The organism is Parasalinivibrio latis (genome assembly GCF_036825535.1).
In the GTDB taxonomy this organism is placed as follows: Bacteria; Pseudomonadota; Gammaproteobacteria; order Enterobacterales; family Vibrionaceae; genus Parasalinivibrio; species Parasalinivibrio latis.
The window spans coordinates 1472961-1490622 of record NZ_CP098813.1 but is presented as its reverse complement, the minus strand read 5'-3'; the positions used below and the strand labels follow the sequence as shown (position 1 = coordinate 1490622).

Here is a 17662-nt window from a genome sequence, read left to right as displayed (position 1 = left end):
AATTGGACATTTAGTGAATTGCTGTAACCAGGTAATCCATTACCGGATCTGCCGGGCGTTCAATTTTCAGCGCCTGAGGCAGATAATGCGGTTTTTCGAGAATACCGCGGGCAATGAGCTCATCCAAAAGCGGTTTGAAATCAAAGCCGGTTTTACCGATAAACAGCGAGTCCAAGTCACCTTGCTGGTGGAACCGAAGAGCATCCTTTAACCCGCGAAGATACAAGTAGTCTTTGGTAAAGCCACCACCGCGACATACGCGTGAAGTAACGGTAAACGCGGTTTCAGCATCCGCATTACACTCTTCAATCAGGTGGTGGTATATCTCAGCAAAAGACTCACCCGCAACCATCTTGTCTACCGCTTCAACACGAAGACCCAGCGTCTTAAGGCGTGGCAGCGAGAAGCACCCTGAAAGGTACTCACACAGAATTGCCAAGCCTTCCTGAGTATGGGTGTTACCCGGCAGGCCGAGCTTCAGTACTTTCAGTGGCTGACGGGCAGCATTTGCTGATGTCACCATGTGTACACCCAGTTCGTGATGGATAAGTGCATTCAGATCTTCTTCGCTGAATTTTTCAGCCGCGTTGATCAGAATGGTCTTCTTAGCCCCACTTACCATCGCACGGGCAGCCAGTTTTGCAGTTGCCTGAACCTTACAACGCATGCCCGGGTAGTTCGAGAGTGCACGCTCAAAGATTTCCACTGCTTGCGCTGCGATCAGGTTTCGCTCCCCGTAAGAAGTGTATTCCGGCGCATGCATAATGAACCGTGCATTATCCAGATCTTTCTTATCCGGCTGACCGTAGTAGCGCAGTGAATTGTAGAGGAAATTATCCGTACCAATTGACGTCAGCAAATCGATACGCTTCGCCATGGTGTCGATAACCTGACAGTAAAGCTGCTCTACGTCCGCATCACGAATCTCTGCAACCGGCAAACGGTACAAACGCTGACGGAATGAGTATGGATCAATTGCCAGCTGGCGATAACGGAACACCGGCTCATAGTTGCCTTTCCGGGCAAAAAAGCGGCGCTTTTCGGCGGCCAGGTTGGTAGGGTTAATGTACTGAAGCGTCTCCAGGTTCTGCGACAGGCGAGCCAGCTCACGGTCAACCTTAATAACAGAATCGGACAACGCTGAAGGCAGCATGTGCGTCGCACGTACCTTACGTTTGGTACGTCGGCGCACGGTTTCTGCTGCATGTTCAGTCAGCACCTTTTTCAGGCCTTCTTTCATGGCTGACACCACCAGCGGGTAAATCTCGCCTTTGGTTTCGTCCATGTACACTTTCTTAACCTCCAGCGGGAGGATCAGCGTGTTCGTAAAGTTGGCCTTAACAAAGGTCGCCTGGTATCCCATGCCACCAAATACGTCATTTTCTGCGACACCGACATCCAGGTTAGGCAGTTCAATTGATGCCAATCCCTGTAGCAATGCATCGGTTTCGCGCTGCCAACGGCGGCGGTTAACCTGCTTTGTACCCAGGTTAAAGGTCGGGGTTTCACGCTCGATGCGTTGGTAGTTGTAGGAGTGCAGGTCATAAACCACACACAGGCCAAATGAACGCTCGATGGTTTCAACCAACTTGTTAAAGATCCGGTAATAAGTGGCATGCTTTGCCAGGCTTACTGCTCGCTCTTCATCAGTCAGGTCTTCTGTCCAGACACTTTTTCCCCATGCATCCTCATAGATACAGGTTTCCGGGCCACGGTTAAGATCGTACTCATAACGTGAATCCCTCCCTACCAGGGTAATTGGCAGGGATGAGATAAAATCATTGGTACATGGATCTTCTTCGTAGAAACGTTCTGATTTGGTCAGCGCACATTTTGCTTCTAGCTCAGGGCGAACTCGCTCGCCCTGGTGAATAGCAGTAGCAACCATTGGCTGATAGTCGGAGATACGGATAGTCAGGCTGCCATCCTCAAGCATCGCCTCAAAAGGCTCAAGGCGCTGGATTCTATCCAGCACCTCATTTTCAGCAAGCGTCAGCATTTTCAATTACTTTGCGGAAATCATTTTTCTGGGAAATTACAGACTGCTTGGCTGATACTACGCTCTCTGCAAAATCCATGATTTTTTCTTGCAGACGAACACGGTTCAGGCGGTTGATACGGGTAATACCACCAGGGCTGAGTACATTAACCTCAATGATTTTGCCGTTGATAACGTCAAGGCCAACAAAATAGAGGCCATCACGAACAAGTTTAGGGCCAATGTGCTTACAGAGACGCTCTTCCTGTGCGGTCAAACGGTGTTTCACTTCACGGCCACCTGCGTGGATGTTTGAACGTACGTCGCCCTCAGCCGGAATACGGCGCATTGCCCCGATAGGCTCACCGTTCAGCATCAGGATGCGGACATCACCCTGCTCCGCACCCTCTACGTATTCCTGCAGGATCACATAGTTCTCTTCGTCACCGATGTAGAATTCCAGCAGGGACTTCAGGCTGGACTGGGCACTCTTCTCCAGCATGATTACACCGCGGCCACCATAACCGTTCAGCGGCTTCATGATCATGCGTTCTTTGCCTGATTCTTTTACAACGCGCTCAAGGTATTCACGGTTTTTTGAAACGTGGGTCACCGGCACGAATTCGTTGTTAGGATCGTGGAGAGAGGCAGTGTAGAGCTTGTTGTTTGCAACACGCAGACCGTCAATGTCATTCACAATGAAGACATCTTTGCGCACTGAATCCAGGAAGTTCAGGGCCATGGTATCCAGAGGCGGGTTAGCGCGCATGAAGATTACATCAAAGCCGGCCAGGGGCAGATGGGCTTTACGGAATTTAGCATTACGATAAAAGCTTGGGATATTGCTGGTCAGATTTTCTTTTTTCTCCAGCACTTCACAGAACGCCAAAGGCACGCTGTCACGCATGGTCAGGTCTTTAGGCGTTGTAATGGCAACAGTATGACCGCGGCGTGCCGCTTCATGGATCATACGCAGCGTCGAATCGTTCTCTGGTTCAACTTTGTGCCACGGATACATAACAAAACAAACTTTCATCGTAACTTCTCGGATTAGAAAATAAATAAGTGAGCCCAAAGGACTCACTTATTAATATTTAAATAAAATTGAAAAACTAATTAATATTTAGATATCTAATTAGTCATCACTGTCAGCTTCTACATAATCCGTTGAGGAAGCTCGATTCGTTTCGCACAAATTGTAAACAACGTGTTTATGATTAATCTCATGGAGATATTTCATCCACGTTTTCCCATAATCAGAAGAAAGCGGACGTCGTCCGTGAATTTCTTCAATAAAATGAGACTCTTCTTCCGTAGCCGGTTCTTTGGTGCCTTCAAAGAGGGCTTTCATTGTACGGCCACAGCTTTCCAGAATTTGCGCTTCCTTGATAGTAAAGCGGCCTGAGCGGCTGAAGCCTTTTGGAAAATGCTTGTCATCAAAAAATTTTTGACCACTAAACATCTTATGACTCCTTAGTAATTTTGCGCAATATTTAGATTGATTGGGGGTTGAAGTAAAACAAAATAAATTTTTCTTGACGATAAACAAAATTTATTAAATATATAGACCAGAATTTCCTGTATGAGTAGTAAGCATTCCCGTGGATACAGAACTGCTACGAACCTTCATTGAAGTCAGTAAAACGCGTCACTTCGGACGCGCATCAGAAAACCTTTATTTAACACAGTCGGCGGTTAGTTTTCGCATACGACAGCTCGAAAATCAGCTCGGGATCTCACTGTTTACACGACAGCGCGGTAATATCCAGCTTACAGCGGCCGGTGAACGCCTTCAGCCCTACGCAGAATCCATCCTCCAGGCATGGGGACGAGCCAAGCAGGATGTCGCTCTCACGGACAGTTACGAAGAGCAACTCACCATCGGAGCTACGTCCGCTTGTTGGGAGTTACATGGCATTGCTGATTGGCTTAACGATATCTATGCGCAAAAGCCACATTTGGTATTGCGTGTTGAATCTACCGACAGGCAATCGCTCGCCAGGGCATTGGTTGAAAAACGCTTTGATATTGCACTAACCAGTGAGCCTCCAAAAATTGAAGGGCTGAAATCCCGGCAGTTGATGGAATATGAACTCACTTTGGTTGCAAGCAAACCGGATATGAAGCTGGAAGACACCGGGACCCTGCCACTGGTTTACCTTGACTGGGGAACCCGCTTTGCTATGGAACATGCAAAGATTCCCGCTTTGCAGCGTACCCCGGTTTTGCATACCCACTCGCCTCAACTGGCCATCAACCATCTTTTAAGTCAGCAAGGCGTTGCCTACATGCCTTCAGTGATGGTTGAACGCTATATCGAAGAGAAACTGTTGTTCAGAATTGAAGACGCAGAAGCCCTTCCCCAGCAACTGTTTATGATTTGGCAGGATGACACAGAAAAATCAGATTTAATCAATAGCCTGAGTGTCCAGATTATTTGACCAATATCTGGAAATATTGATAAGAGAGATTTATTGTGTAGAGCAAATTTTTTTGTTTTACCCGTGGTTACTGGTTCGTCTAACCTGCGTTTGCAAGGCGTTGAAATTAAGCCCCATAAAGGCTGGACGCCTAATCTCACATATGCAAGCAAGCAGTCCTGGTAAAGGACAGGAACACTGCCAGCATAGCGCTAAGTTAATTTCATGCAGGTCTGAACAAATGGCTAAATGGGAACAATGGCTTAACAACGGAACGCAATCTAAGGAAAAATTCCACTCCAAGTATAGCGAGCAAATTGATGATGGCGCCTATCGTCCTAAGAAGGACAAGCGTCGGAGCAGCCGGGAAAAGCGCCGAGATTACAACGCCGATGCGTATGAATTCTAAATAAAACTAAGGCAGGTTTCGTACCTGCCTTTTTTGATCACGAATCTATGCTGTCACTCAGCTTCGCTGCTGCCACAAATCGTAAAATGCTGACACTTTCTGTGATGCACTTTTCCAGCGGGGATCGGTTTTCAGTTCACTCAACGTAAATTGATGTTTTTTCATCAGCCCGGTAGCCAATTCAACGTCTATGACAGGCAATGAATCCAACACAGACACTGCAGATTTACGGTTATTGCATACCAATACCATGTCGCATCCAGCCTTTAGAGACTGTTGGGCGCGCTCTGCCGGAGAACCCATTACTGCGGCCCCTTCCATATTCAGGTCATCTGAAAAAACAATACCTTGAAAGCCGAGACGCTGACGCAGTACATCTTTGAGCCAATATGGTGAACCGCTTGCCGGACGGTCATCGTAATGAGGGTAAATAACATGGGCAGGCATCATGGCATCCAGGAGCCCCCTCTCAATCAGTGTCTTAAATATTCCCATATCCATGCGGTCAACGTTGTCACGGTTGTCTACAGGCGTTTCCAGGTGTGAATCAGCAATCACAGCACCATGACCGGGGAAATGTTTGCCTGTTGTTGCCATACCGGCAGACTTCATCCCGGTAATGTAGGAGGAAGCAAATTTAACAACCTGCTCAGGATTGTCACCAAATGCGCGGGATCCAATCGCCAGGCACTCATGGCCAACATCAAGCACTGGTGCAAAACTCAGGTCAATATCATGGGCCATCAATTCCGTCGCCATTAACCAGCCGGCATCACTAGCGATATCGAGGCCATTGTTCAGTACCGCATAACTCTGTGCTGGCGGAATCAATGTGAACCCATTTTTAAAACGCTGTACACGCCCGCCTTCCTGATCGACACCAATAAGGATTGGACGTCCTGCAGCTTTACGGATCGATTGAGTCAGCGCGGCTAACTGAACGTTGTCATGATAGTTACGTGCAAACAGGATGACACCACCCACCGTTGGGTGAGCCAAAATTTCACGTTCTTCAGCGTCCAGTTCAAATCCCGACACGTCCAGCCACAATGGCCCCATTTTTACTCTCCAGATTACTTGCTTAAATACGAAAAAAGCTTACAGTTCAGCTATGTGTTCAACCTCATTTCTCGCTGAAATCAGCACGTTGAGGTGTTTGGGTATAATATACCCGAAGTTTTCTTATGTGTGGGAGCGCATTATGGCAGAAGAACTGTACATTGGCGTGATGTCCGGCACCAGTATGGACGCCGTTGACACCATCGTTGCCCAAATTGACGCAAATGAAGTCCGGCTGGTTTCATCACACTCACAACCCTTCCCGTCAGAATTAAAAAATGACCTCATCAAACTTGGAACCGGTTCGCCTGTAACCCTCAAGACGCTCGGTCAAATCGATAATCGTCTGGGGCAACTTTTTGCTGATGCCATCAATGCTCAACTCCAGATCGCGTCCCTGTCCCCCTCCCACATCAGGGCTACCGGCTGCCACGGACAAACTGTTTTCCATGATCCGGAGGGAGAGTACCCTTTTACCATGCAAATTGGTGACGCCAATCTAATTGCTGCAAAAACCGGGATTGTAACCATTGCGGACTTTCGTCGAAAAGATATGGCCCTCGGAGGGCAAGGGGCCCCTCTTTTGCCAGCATTCCATCAACACGTTCTAGCGAAACCTGACCGTACAAGGGTTGTCTTGAATATTGGCGGAATCTCAAACATATCGGTTCTGATTCCCGGTAAAACACCTGTCGGCTATGATACCGGCCCCGGCAATATGCTGATGGACGCATGGATATACCGGCATAAAGGCGAACAATTTGATAAAGAGGCACACTGGGCTAAATCCGGCACCGTTAACAACAACTTGCTTAACTTGCTAATGTCCGAGCCTTATTTCAGCCAGCGCTTCCCCAAGAGTACAGGTCGTGAATTATTTAACCTGCCATGGCTTGAGGAATTCCTTAGAAATAAGGATATTCCTGCACATGATGTCCAGGCTACACTGGCAGAGCTCACGGCATTGACACTTGCGAATGAGGTTAAGCAGTTTGCTACTGCTGAGCAGGGGGATATTGCGGACGAATTGCTGGTCTGCGGAGGAGGAGCAAGAAATCCACTTCTTATGGAGCGCTTAAAACGTTTATTGCCTGAATGGAAGGTAACGACAACGGATGACGCAGGGGTTCCAGGTGACGAGATGGAAGCATTGGCGTTTGCATGGCTGGCATACCGGACCGTACACGGTCTTTCAGGCAATCTTCCGGCAGTAACCGGTGCCATCAGGGAAACGATTTTAGGGGCAATGTACTTCCCTGATTAGCCCCGCGCTGATGACGCCACATCCCACTGCGGCTGCGGGGACGGTTCCAGTCTTCGCAGCATTTCCCTGTACTGTTCGAAAGGCAGCGGTTTCGCATAAAAGTACCCCTGGCCTACATCAACGTGATAAGACTTTAACATCGCTTCTGTTTCTTTGTCTTCGACACCTTCTGCAACCACCATCACTCCCAGAGAATGAGCCATATCAACCGTAGCCCTTACAATATTTTGCTTTCGCTGGCTGCGCACAATGTTTTGTACGAATGTCTTATCAATTTTTAATTCCGTAAAAGGAAGCTCTGAGAGATAGTTTAACGATGAATAACCGGTTCCATAATCATCGATTGAAACTTCCACACCGCAGCTCGACAAGTCATCAAACAACTGCTTTAACTTGGGGTAGTCTGTAACCATCACTGACTCGGTAAGCTCCAACGAAACAAGGTGGAGAGGAACCTTGTGTTGTTTGGACAGCGATACAAACAGTTTGGGCAACTCTGGGATATCCAAGTCTCGGCAGCTGATGTTGATGGAAAGCCGTCGGAAATACCCTTGATTGATCAATGTGCTTTGTTGTTTGAATGCCTGGCTGATAACCCAGAGGCTTAAATCATTAATCAACCCTACCCGCTCCGCGAGATCAACAAACACGTCAGGCGCTACGTAGCCATATTTCGGGTGACGCCAGCGCAGCAGCACTTCAGAACCATGGATGGCTTCAGTATTGAGACTGATTTGAGGTTGGTGGTACAACTCCAGTTCACTATTTTCAATGGCTGATTTCAAATCAGACATTAGCGTCAAATTCGCCTTGTGATGATGGCTGGCGATAGAGTTAAAGTAGCTAATCCGGTTCGTTTGGACGCGGTTTTGCTCCAATGCCTGAAGCGCTTCACGGATCAGTATTTTCGGATTGGATGCATCTACCGGGTAGCGACTTACTCCGACCTGGCCCCGAATCCTGGCGGCAAAGTTATCCAGTTGAACCACACCGTCGACTGAATTCAGAACGTCATCAATAACCGGCTCCGGACTGGCATTTTTTCCTCCATCAATAACGAAGCAAAGAATCCCTTCACTGATACACGCCAGATATTTGGAATGTCGGTTTGTGCTTTCAAACTCAAATGCTCTACTATCCCTCAATATACGGTCAGCCCTCTCTACTACCGTTGAGATATAAAGAGATTTATCTCCATCCGCCAAATAAGGACTGAGTGTATCGTAGCCTTCCAGGCGGATCAGACATACACAGAAACGTTTGTCTTCACTGATAATTTGCCAAAGGAAATCTTCGGCCACCGTGTTATTGGGAAGCATAGTAATGGGATCGTGGGTAATTTTGTGCAATGAACGCTCTTGCTGCTTACGTACCCTTTCTCCTAATGCAAGGGCAAGAATAGCAACTTCAAGGACGATTCCAGCCATAAAGCCATAACGCCCCATTACGGAATACTCCAAAACATTCAGGCACATCAGAGTCAACCATACCCCCCCGATCATTTTGGGAAGCCAAGATGTTAGATAGAAAAGACTCCAATACCCGGTTGCACGCATCTGCACAATCGAAATGATGACGAGTACCAGATATGTCAGGCCCTGGAAGAAAAAGCTCACTTCAATTGGGAAGAGTTCACCGGTAAATGCGGAGAGTATGGTCATCAGGAACATGACATAAAGCGTCCAATTAACCAAATACCGGAAAACACCTTCCTGTTTTTCGTAATTGAGAAAACGCCGCGCAATATCAAGGGCAAAGTACAGGGAGAGAAACACTACACTCGAAACATGTGACTTCAGGTAAACATTTACATTTCCAGGAAAAAGATGCCCGCCAAAACCGTAGACCACCGCCATAAGTACCAAGAGGGAAGCCAGATATCCGACAAAAACCAGGTACACTGGATTGCGTACACTGTAGTAAATAGCCGTGTTATATATCATCATGATCAGCATCACACCGACAAACGCCCCCCAAATCAGGTGGCTGTTTAGTGCGAGCAGTTCACTGTTACCCTCGGTCATAAGTACAATGGGCAGAACAGGCAATTGCGGCGAATAGAGCTTCAAATAAAGGGTTTTACTTGTTCGCGCAGGTAACTCAACACACAAACAGTTTTCTGTTGGATCTGAATGCAAATGTGCCCTGTCACCGTAGCCAAGTGACCAGGTTTTGGTGAAATTCCCCGAATCATCAACAAGGTAGGCATCAAAAACTTCCAGCAAGGGATTATCAACAAACAGAGATACAGTTCGGGAACTCAGGGACTCATTGGTAATTGTGGCACCCAACCAGTACGTTGCATTCTGGTAAGTGAGGGGGACATGAAAAGGCGAATCGACAGGGTCAAGGTTACGCCCGCCTTTTATATCTTCTATCCTGAGTACACTGGTCGAATCAATAGCGTATCGCCACTCAACCTTAACCGGATCATCAGGGCCTATGATTTCTACGGCTGAAATGAAACGCACCATATAAAACAGCGCAGCAATAGACAGCATTAATACCAGTGCATTTGACAAACCTTTGCGGTAAAACTGTAACAGTGCCTGCATAATCCTTCGCCAGTAATCCTATCGGCCCATCCCACACAGATTGTGTATGTTTTTTATACGAAAACTCTCTCTTCCAACAATTTTAGACAAAATAGTTACATTTGCTTAGTTTATTAAACACCGTTGCACTCATAACTCTTACCGCCGAACATTTGCTCCGGCATTGAATATTTGTTCATCGCCGGAGAATAGCCTAGAATGGGGCTAATTCGGGTAACCAAATCAGACAAATGACGCAAGTACCGACCTCAAATCAGCCGTACGACAGCCAGCTGGATGACACTGATCTGCTGACAGAAATTGCCATTCTTTATTACCAGCAAAGCGCCACCCAAGAGGAAATTTCCAAAAAGTTTGGCGTATCCCGAGCCAAAGTCAGCCGGTTGCTTCGACGGGCAAGGGAAGAAGGTATCGTAGAAATCACTGTAAAATTCCATCCTGTACACAGCGCCCAACTTGAGCGCCGCTTGATGGACCGGTTTAACCTGAAACGCGCATTGATTGCCCTTGACCAGCCCAACGTCAAGGAACAACGGATGCAGGTCGCGACGCTTGTTTCTGCCTATCTTGATGGCAATTTACAAGATGGTATGACCGTTGCTGTAGGCCAGGGACAAAACGTCGCGGCGGTTGCAGATCACCAAGGAATTGTCTCCCACCGTAACGCCCGCTTTGTGTGTGCGATAGGAGGAACCCACCGAAGTGGCGATACCATTAACGCTGACCATATCTGTCGCCGACTTGCCAAGAAATATGGAGGCAGCAGCGAGACTCTCTATGCTCCAGCTTATGTAGAGAGCGAAGCTTTCCGCCGCCTTTTCCTCGAACACGCAACTATTGCTGAAACCCTGAACCAGGCAAGAAAAGCCGAGTTTGCCTTGGTTGGTATCGGTGACATGGACGAAAACAGCCATATGGTGAAACTCGGGTGGTTTTCATCCCGCGAATTTGTTGAAGCAAGGCTGAATGACGGCATTGTAGGCGATATAGGTGGATTCGATTTTTTCAAATTGGATGGTAGCCGCGCTGACACGCTGATGCGGGGACGTGTCGTTGGACTTGAAATGTCCGATCTGCAAAGAATCCCAAATGTTATAGCGATGGCCAGTGAGAGCCGGAAAGCGTTGGCAATCCTTGGCGCGTTGAGAACCGGTGCAATTGATGTTCTGGCTACCAGTGTAAGCTGTGCGATGGCTTTACTAAATATGTCTGACAACGCCGATTAGGGTGACCCTCATCAATGAAACCGGGTCTGTCACCCGGTTTTTTGTTATCTTGTTGTAACCTGTCATCTTCCGCATCCCATATTATTTTCAGCAAATTCATTCACGGCACACCGCGCATCCCTCACAGCTTGAGCACATGATTTCGCCCAAAACATCTGTGCAAGAAACCTCAGATTCACCGCCCTGACGCAGCTTAGTGATCACGATCACATTAATCATTTCTCTATTGGTTGATTAATATCATCTATCAAATGAATAGATTGACAACTCACGCAAAAAACTCAAAGATCGCCCTATCATTTGCTCACGCATATAACATTTGTTCACGCACTAAAAAAAGTGCTACAAGATGAGCAGAATGATACTTGTTAAAATTTGATTACGCAGCTGGCTGACAGCCGCCTCCTCAGCTGCTTACTTCCAGGAAAAACAGAAGGTTGAGTGTGATGAGCAACAAACTGGAACAACTTCGTAACTTCACCACCGTTGTCGCAGACACAGGTGATATCGACGCAATGGCTAAATACAAGCCACAGGATGCTACAACTAACCCTTCTCTGATTCTTAAAGCTGCGCAAATCCCTGAGTATGCGTCGTTGATTGATGAAGCTATTTCTTGGGCAAAATCCCAAAGCAATGATGCAGACCAGCAAGTATCTGATGCTTGTGATCGTCTTGCGGTCAACATTGGTAAAGAGATTCTAAATATCGTACCAGGCCGGATCTCTACCGAAGTAGATGCCCGTCTTTCCTACAACACCGAAGCCAGTGTTGAGAAAGCACGCCGCTTGATCAGCCTCTACAATGAAGCCGGTATTTCAAATGACCGTATCCTGATTAAATTGGCTTCTACTTGGGAAGGTATCCGCGCAGCTGAAATCCTCGAAAAAGAAGGCATCAACTGTAACCTGACGCTTCTGTTCTCATTTGCCCAGGCTCGAGCCTGTGCCGAAGCCGGTGCGTTCCTCATTTCTCCATTCGTTGGCCGTATCATGGACTGGTACAAAGCCAAAGAAGGTCGTGATTTTGAACCTTCAGAAGATCCAGGCGTACTGTCTGTAACCAAGATCTACAACTACTACAAAGAACACGGTTACAACACTGTCGTTATGGGTGCCAGCTTCCGTAACATTGGCGAAATTCTCGAACTGGCCGGATGCGACCGTCTCACAATCAGTCCACAACTGCTCCAGGAATTGAGCGATGCTGATGGCGACGTGGTTCGTAAACTGAACCCCGAAGTAACCGTAAAAGAGCGTCCTGCACCAATGTCTCAGTCTGAATTCCTGTGGGAGCATAACCAGGATCCTATGGCCGTTGAAAAACTGGCCGAAGGTATCCGCAACTTCGCAGTCGACCAAGGTAAACTGGAAGAAATGATCCGCACCCGCCTGTAAGCGAGTGACGCAAAATATCAAAGGGCGGCAGCGAGCCGCTCTTACTTTTTCACGACATTATTCAGGTATTACTGATGGAACGTAAAATCCTTGCCAATGCGATCCGTGCCCTGAGCATGGACGGCGTACAAAAAGCAAACTCTGGTCACCCGGGTGCCCCAATGGGCATGGCCGATATCGCCGAAGTTGTGTGGCGCGGCCACATGAACCACAACCCACAAAACCCGCAATGGGCCAACCGCGACCGTTTCGTACTGTCAAACGGCCACGGCTCAATGCTGATTTACTCTCTGCTCCACCTGACCGGCTATGACCTGTCTATTGATGACCTGAAAAACTTCCGCCAGCTGCACTCCAAAACCCCGGGCCACCCGGAGTACGGTTATGCACCGGGCATTGAAACCACCACTGGCCCACTGGGTCAGGGCATCACCAATGCGGTGGGTATGGCACTGGCTGAAAAAGCCCTGGCTGCCCAGTTCAACCGTGATGGCCATGACATCGTTGACCACCACACTTATGTGTTTATGGGTGACGGCTGCCTGATGGAAGGTATCTCCCATGAGGCTTGCTCCCTGGCCGGTACCCTGGGCCTTGGCAAGCTGGTGGCGTTCTGGGACGACAACGGCATCTCTATCGACGGCCACGTAGAAGGCTGGTTCACTGACAACACTCCGGCCCGTTTTGAAGCGTACGGCTGGCATGTTATCCGTGATGTAGACGGCCATGATGCAGAAGCCATTGAAGCGGCTGTCCAGGCTGCCAAGGCAGAAACCGGCAAGCCAACCCTGATTTGTACCAAGACCATCATCGGTTTCGGCTCACCAAACAAGTCCGGCAGCCACGACTGCCACGGTGCCCCACTGGGTGATGCAGAAATCGCCGCAGCCCGTGAATTCCTCGGCTGGAACCATGGCCCGTTTGACATCCCTGCGGATATCTACGCAGAGTGGGATGCCAAAGAAGCCGGTGCTGCCAAAGAAAGTGCCTGGGATGAGAAGTTTGCCGCTTACGCCAACGCCCACCCAGAGCTGGCTGCTGAGTTCAAGCGCCGTATGGCGGGCGAGCTGCCAGCCAACTTCGCAGAAGAAGCGGACAAGTACATTGCTGAGCTGCAAGCCAACCCGGCTTCTATCGCCTCACGCAAGGCGTCCCAAAACGCACTGGAAGCGTTCGGCAAGATGCTGCCTGAATTCATGGGTGGCTCGGCTGACTTGGCACCGTCCAACCTCACCATGTGGTCCGGCTCCAAGTCCCTGACCCACGATGATGCGTCTGGCAACTACATCCACTACGGTGTCCGTGAATTTGGTATGACTGCCATCATCAACGGTATTGCCCTGCACGGCGGTTTCGTCCCTTACGGTGCCACCTTCCTGATGTTTATGGAATATGCCCGTAATGCCATGCGTATGGCTGCCCTGATGAAGGTGCAGAACATCCAGGTATACACCCACGATTCTATCGGCCTGGGTGAAGACGGCCCGACCCACCAGCCGGTTGAGCAGATTGCCTCCCTGCGCCTGACCCCGAACATGAGCACCTGGCGCCCATGTGACCAGGTGGAATCCGCAGTTGCCTGGAAGCACGCCATCGAGCGTAAAGACGGCCCAACGTCACTGATTTTCTCCCGCCAGAACCTGGCCCAGCAGCCACGTACTGACGCGCAACTGGCGGATGTAGCCAAGGGCGGTTACATCCTGAAAGACAGCGACGGCAAGCCAGAGCTGATTTTCATCGCCACCGGCTCAGAAGTGGAGCTGGCGGTACAGGCAGCAGACCAACTTAGTGCAGAAGGCCGCAAGGTACGTGTTGTATCCCTGCCATGTACTGACGTGTTTGATGCCCAGGATGCGGCTTACCGTGAAGCGGTACTGCCATCTGACGTCACTGCCCGCGTGGCTGTGGAAGCCGGCATTGCTGACTACTGGTACAAGTATGTTGGTTTCGGCGGCCGTATCGTTGGCATGACCAGCTTCGGTGAGTCTGCCCCGGCTGACCTGCTGTTCAAGGAGTTTGGCTTCACCGTTGAAAACGTGGTTGCCAAGGCCAAAGAAGTGCTGGCGTAAATACCGCTGCTTCAACTATAGAGAAACCCGCCTTCGCCGGCGGGTTTCTTTTTTTATACTTTCACGTGTATAGTTTCCGGGTTGTATTTACCCGGCAAAAGATATGCTCATCATTTCTACAAACGTAAGTATCCCTGAAGAAGAAATTCAAATTGTTGCCATACGTGCTCAGGGAGCCGGCGGACAGAACGTAAATAAAGTCTCATCTGCTATTCATCTTAGGTTCGACATTTCGTCTTCATCCTTACCTGAGTTTTATAAAGAAAGGCTGCATGCTCTGAAAGACCAACGTATCACTAAAGACGGCGTGATTGTGATTAAAGCACAGCAATTCCGAACTCAGGAGATGAACAAAGCCGATGCACTGGAACGTTTGCAGTCACTGATAAAGTCTGTAGCTGTTGTCCAAAAAACGCGAAGAGCCACCAAACCAACCCGTTCATCACAAAAAAAGCGTGTTGACACTAAGACGAACCGTGGAAAAACCAAACAACTCAGGCAAAAAATCAGGTACTGAAAGACATCCTCGGCGCCTCAATTTGTTCTAGCCCTAACAACCGTTTGTTCGAATACTATCGATACCAGGAAGTCAGGACACAATTATAGATAAGCCAATGAGCATCACTCGCGAAGAATTCTATGGTGATTGATTTTGTCGACGATTTCTTTAACCGTACCTTCGACACCTTCTTCCTTTTCAATAACACGGGTATCATTGCCATCGAGTAAAACAAGATATTCGCTGTCTTCAGAAAACACACTGAGCAAATGTCGGTTGTCACCTCGCCTATGGACAATATTAATTGGTTCATTCCCTCCCCATATATCGCCAATCCATTTGGTATAACACTGTTTACCTGATACCAACCCATTGAGACTGTTATATACATCTATCTGTTGATATTGGTCATCATTAATATATCTCTCGTCACCATATACCATTACAAAAGGGATCATTGCTGGAGCCCGTTCTGCTCCAAATATTTCAACCTCTTTTTTCTTAATCGGAACCATAGCATGGTGATCACCAACAATCATCATCAACCCGTTCTCAAAAAAACCAGTCTGCTTTAATTCATCATAGAATTTCCCGATCTGGTCATCAGCGTAGCGAAAAGCTTTTTCTTCTGACTTTTCTTTCGTTACTGGGTCAAAAAAGGGATGATGGGTACTAACCGTTTTAATAAAAATAAAGTACGGAGTTTGATTCAGTTCAATCCTTGAAAATACTCTGTTGTAAAGTGCTTCATCTGCGGCCGCTTGAAAGTGGAACCGTTCAAAGTCATCGTAATAAGGGTGTTCATGTCCCTCTACGTAATCAAAACCAACACTCTCTGCCCACTCTCCAGTACGAGAAAATGACAAATCTGCTGTGGTAAGAAATTCAGACCTATACCCATACTCTTTCAACACATTGGGCAAGGATGCGGCAAACCCGAATACACCATTGAAACTTTGCCCTCCAGCCTCTTGGAATGTTGCAGGGGGATAAACAGGCACTTCACCCGTCAGTAAAGAACGAACACCATCCTCTGTTGTAAATCCGTTTGCATGAAAATTCGTTAGTGCAATATGCTTTTTCGCAATGCTATCCAGCCTCGGAGTCCAGTCCTTTATTCCAGAAAACAATTTACTTTGATAAACTGACAATGATTCCACCATCAAAATAATAATGTTTTTCTTCTCACTCTTCCTGTTATAACAAACCTGATTTTCCAAATATTTAAAATCAGCAACGAAATCGGTACTGTATTGCTTTCGCTCAGCCAATACCATAGTGTTATAATCTATGATGTTTTTAAATACCCACGAATGAGTGTAATTTTTATTTGAATCTAATGCCATTCCTGCCATAGTACAAAAAACAAAGCTAGATATTGCAGACAGGTAAATAAAATGGTTGAATTTACCTTGAACTTTCCAAGGATTAAAAACAATACAAATGACCGCGCAAGAAATTAACAAGAGCAATGTCAAATTCACAAGTCCCACATCCTTGTTAATCTGACTCAAATATTCAATCGCATAACCACTGTACTTAATAACATCATCTATAACCAACCGTGAGTTAAAGTTATACATTACGTAGACATCAGTCATGTACAAAATCAACAATAGTAGAGCCATAATACGGAGCAGTACTGAAATAACGTATGGCGTTTGTCTTAATATGGAAACGTAAAATATCGTAATAGTAATGAAGATATAAAAACTGTCATGCAGTAGAACCTGAAAACTTCCCCATAAGCCGCGATCTGCATAATAGTCAGTGAAATACTTAACGAAAAGCGCTTTCTTAAACAAAGCAACCAGCATTACTGGTACAAAACTTACCAGGAGCAGTTGTTTCAGCCATTTAAATAAAGTCAAAAAGCCCCCATGCACATCTGTAACCTATTGACAAAACTAGTTATTACATCATCCATAACACCTATTCTCAGTATTGATACACACAAAACATCTGTCAAATAGGGCTGGTTTCCACACGCGATTGTTTAAAGGGATATAAGACATAGGAACGAAGTTGACTATCCCGAAAGTAAGCAAAGAAGATCAGGGGAAGAACATCCACTGGATTTCAACCAAAATGTGTTTATACAACTGAGACAAAACAAGTTTATTTCCAAACTATTCGGGATTTGAGACTAAGATCACTTTCATTTCAAACTGTTTCTAACTAATGTATGAATTGCAGGGCAGACGTGTGGCTTCATTGATCTATGGAAAGACTGGTAGCGTGTGGTTCAGACCTATCAATATCGGTAAAATCCAAATCGAATGAAGTACGTTGCCGGTGTAATAGAACTGGTTATGCAATAACGCTGTTATACACTTCGTGATGGCACTCGCTTTCTGAAGACGACTGGCTCCTGAAGATATAGATGCGTTCTGACTGTCATAATTGAGTTATTAACCTGGCTTAAAATGCTTTGTGCAGAGTAAGTTAGTACATATATTCAGGAGACATCATGTCTAAGGCAACTGGTACCGTTAAGTGGTTTAACGAAGAAAAAGGTTTTGGTTTTATCTCTCAGGAAAACGGCCCTGATGTGTTTGTACACTTCCGTGCAATCACTGGCGACGGCTTCCGTACTCTGAAAGAAGGCCAGCCTGTTGAGTTTGATATTGAGCAAGGCCAAAAAGGCCCTCAAGCGGCAAACGTCGTTAAACTCTAAGCTGACACCAGCACAGATTGAATTTTGGCGGGGTGCTTTCTAGCATCCCGCTTTGTTTTTGCTCTTCATATACCAAACAGGTCTCCACAAAACTCTCAAAATTCTACAG

Annotated in this window: 14 protein-coding genes; 8 read left to right on the top strand and 6 right to left on the bottom strand. The window is 47.2% G+C overall.

Features of this window, described 5'->3' with window-relative positions; translation table 11 throughout:
- Positions 1 to 10: 10 nt before the first annotated feature.
- From NF212_RS23720 to maoP, 3 genes are all read right to left on the bottom strand, one after another.
- Positions 11 to 1999, bottom strand: a complete 1989-nt coding sequence (locus tag NF212_RS23720; protein ID WP_434361398.1) for a flavohemoglobin expression-modulating QEGLA motif protein — start codon at positions 1997 to 1999, stop codon at positions 11 to 13.
- Positions 1983 to 3014 carry a glutathione synthase gene (gene gshB, locus NF212_RS23715; RefSeq protein ID WP_434361397.1) on the bottom strand — a complete coding sequence of 344 codons (1032 nt, stop codon included), beginning with the start codon at positions 3012 to 3014 and terminating at the stop codon, positions 1983 to 1985. Before gshB ends, NF212_RS23720 begins: the two co-directional genes overlap by 17 nt.
- A gap of 99 nt (positions 3015 to 3113) precedes the next feature.
- The gene (gene maoP / locus NF212_RS23710) at positions 3114 to 3440 is read right to left on the bottom strand and encodes a DUF413 domain-containing protein (RefSeq protein ID WP_434361396.1); all 327 of its coding nucleotides are present in this window, start codon (positions 3438 to 3440) and stop codon (positions 3114 to 3116) included.
- Positions 3441 to 3579: 139 nt separating this feature from the next.
- Between maoP and hdfR the strand changes: the two genes are divergently transcribed.
- A complete protein-coding gene (gene hdfR / locus NF212_RS23705) occupies positions 3580 to 4419 on the top strand; it encodes an HTH-type transcriptional regulator HdfR (RefSeq protein WP_434361395.1) in 840 nt (279 codons plus the stop codon).
- A 220-nt stretch (positions 4420 to 4639) separates the two neighbouring features.
- Positions 4640 to 4807 carry a hypothetical protein gene (locus tag NF212_RS23700; RefSeq protein ID WP_434361394.1) on the top strand — a complete coding sequence of 56 codons (168 nt, stop codon included), beginning with the start codon at positions 4640 to 4642 and terminating at the stop codon, positions 4805 to 4807.
- A 57-nt stretch (positions 4808 to 4864) separates the two neighbouring features.
- Here NF212_RS23700 and nagZ read toward each other — a convergent pair whose 3' ends face one another.
- A complete protein-coding gene (gene nagZ, locus NF212_RS23695) occupies positions 4865 to 5866 on the bottom strand; it encodes a beta-N-acetylhexosaminidase (RefSeq protein WP_434361393.1) in 1002 nt (333 codons plus the stop codon).
- A 142-nt stretch (positions 5867 to 6008) separates the two neighbouring features.
- Between nagZ and NF212_RS23690 the strand changes: the two genes are divergently transcribed.
- Complete coding sequence (locus NF212_RS23690; RefSeq protein ID WP_434361392.1) at positions 6009 to 7130, top strand: anhydro-N-acetylmuramic acid kinase; 1122 nt, start codon at positions 6009 to 6011, stop codon at positions 7128 to 7130.
- Here the strand turns inward: NF212_RS23690 and NF212_RS23685 are convergent.
- On the bottom strand, positions 7127 to 9685 hold the full coding sequence (locus NF212_RS23685) for an EAL domain-containing protein (protein WP_434361391.1): 2559 nt from the start codon (positions 9683 to 9685) through the stop codon (positions 7127 to 7129). The genes NF212_RS23690 and NF212_RS23685 overlap by 4 nt on opposite strands.
- 230 nt (positions 9686 to 9915) lie before the next feature.
- Between NF212_RS23685 and NF212_RS23680 the strand changes: the two genes are divergently transcribed.
- The 4 genes from NF212_RS23680 to arfB all read left to right on the top strand — a co-directional run bounded on the left by NF212_RS23680 (position 9916) and on the right by arfB (position 14894).
- On the top strand, positions 9916 to 10911 hold the full coding sequence (locus NF212_RS23680) for a sugar-binding transcriptional regulator (protein WP_434361390.1): 996 nt from the start codon (positions 9916 to 9918) through the stop codon (positions 10909 to 10911).
- A gap of 446 nt (positions 10912 to 11357) precedes the next feature.
- The gene (tal, locus tag NF212_RS23675; protein WP_434361389.1) at positions 11358 to 12308 is read left to right on the top strand and encodes a transaldolase; all 951 of its coding nucleotides are present in this window, start codon (positions 11358 to 11360) and stop codon (positions 12306 to 12308) included.
- 74 nt (positions 12309 to 12382) lie between these two features.
- Positions 12383 to 14377 carry a transketolase gene (tkt, locus tag NF212_RS23670; protein WP_434361388.1) on the top strand — a complete coding sequence of 665 codons (1995 nt, stop codon included), beginning with the start codon at positions 12383 to 12385 and terminating at the stop codon, positions 14375 to 14377.
- 103 nt (positions 14378 to 14480) lie between these two features.
- A complete protein-coding gene (arfB, locus tag NF212_RS23665; RefSeq protein ID WP_434361387.1) occupies positions 14481 to 14894 on the top strand; it encodes an alternative ribosome rescue aminoacyl-tRNA hydrolase ArfB in 414 nt (137 codons plus the stop codon).
- A gap of 104 nt (positions 14895 to 14998) precedes the next feature.
- On the opposite strand, the gene NF212_RS23660 is transcribed toward arfB, so the two are convergent.
- Complete coding sequence (locus tag NF212_RS23660) at positions 14999 to 16747, bottom strand: LTA synthase family protein (protein ID WP_434361386.1); 1749 nt, start codon at positions 16745 to 16747, stop codon at positions 14999 to 15001.
- Between the two features lie 599 nt (positions 16748 to 17346).
- On the opposite strand from NF212_RS23660, the gene cspE reads away from it, so the two are divergent.
- Complete coding sequence (cspE, locus tag NF212_RS23655; RefSeq protein WP_434361385.1) at positions 17347 to 17553, top strand: transcription antiterminator/RNA stability regulator CspE; 207 nt, start codon at positions 17347 to 17349, stop codon at positions 17551 to 17553.
- Positions 17554 to 17662: the final 109 nt, after the last annotated feature.